General features: G+C 63.5%; 1 protein-coding gene. It reads right to left on the reverse strand.

Annotated features, from left to right (window positions below; genetic code table 11):
• Window positions 1-986 (reverse strand): alpha-amylase family glycosyl hydrolase (locus HP499_RS24560; protein ID WP_375154272.1); only part of this gene is annotated, 986 nt, incomplete at its 3' end.
• Between the last annotated feature and the right edge of the window lie 20 nt (window positions 987-1,006).

Consider the following 1,006-nt stretch of genomic DNA (forward strand, 5'->3'; position numbering starts at 1 on the left):
ACCCACGTGGAGGAGGCCCCCGATTCCTTGGCAGCCACGAGGTTGTCCGTGATGATCTTCCGGAACGACCCGGCGTCGTAGTCCGACTGCAGGAGGTCAAAGTTGAACGCCTGGCCCAGTCCCTCGGGGCTGGCGTAACGGGAGCGCCGTGACTCGTGGACCCAGGCCTCGGCGACGGCGGTGCGCGGCGGGTTGTACTCGTTGAAGAGCTTGCGCCACTCGGCGTAAACCTCATGCACCTCGTCACGGTCCCAGAACGGGTGTGAACCGTCCGTGAAACCGTCCGTGCCATGGGCTTTGGCTTCCAAGTCAGCCTTCATGGGCAACGGCTCGGAAAGGTCCTTGGCCATGCCATGGGCTACATCGATGCGGAAACCGTCCACGCCCCGATCCGACCAGAAGCGCAGGGTCTTCAGGAAGTCTTCCCTGATCTCCGGGTTCTCCCAGTTGAAGTCCGGCTGCTCCTTGGCAAAGATGTGCATGTACCACTGTCCGGGCGTGCCATCGGGCTCGGTGATCCGGTCCCAGATGGGTCCACCGAACACGGAGTCCCAGTCCGACGGCGGCAGTTCCCCGTTTTCGCCCCGACCGTCACGGAAGATGTAGCGCTCGCGTGCCGCTGAGCCCTTGGGCGAGGCCAGGGCTTCCTTGAACCACTCATGACGGTCCGAGGAGTGGTTGGGAACGATGTCCACCACGATCTTGATGCCGGCGGCATGCAGGGCTGCGGCCATCTCGTCGAAGTCCTCCAGGGTACCCAGCTTCGGGTCCACATTGCGGTAGTCATCCACGTCGTAGCCGCCATCCGCGAGCGCGGAAGGATAGAACGGGCTCAGCCAGACGGCGTCGATCCCCAGCTCCTTCAAATACGGGACTTTGGCCGTGACGCCCTTGAGGTCACCGAGCCCGTCACCGTTCGCATCGTAGAAGCTGCGCGGGTAGATCTGATAGACGGCCGCTTGGCGCCACCAGTTCGGATCGGACATGCGTCCGGCGTCTGTACGGT

Origin of the sequence: Paenarthrobacter sp. CM16, from assembly GCF_013179505.1 — a bacterium.
In the GTDB taxonomy this organism is placed as follows: domain Bacteria; phylum Actinomycetota; class Actinomycetes; order Actinomycetales; family Micrococcaceae; genus Arthrobacter.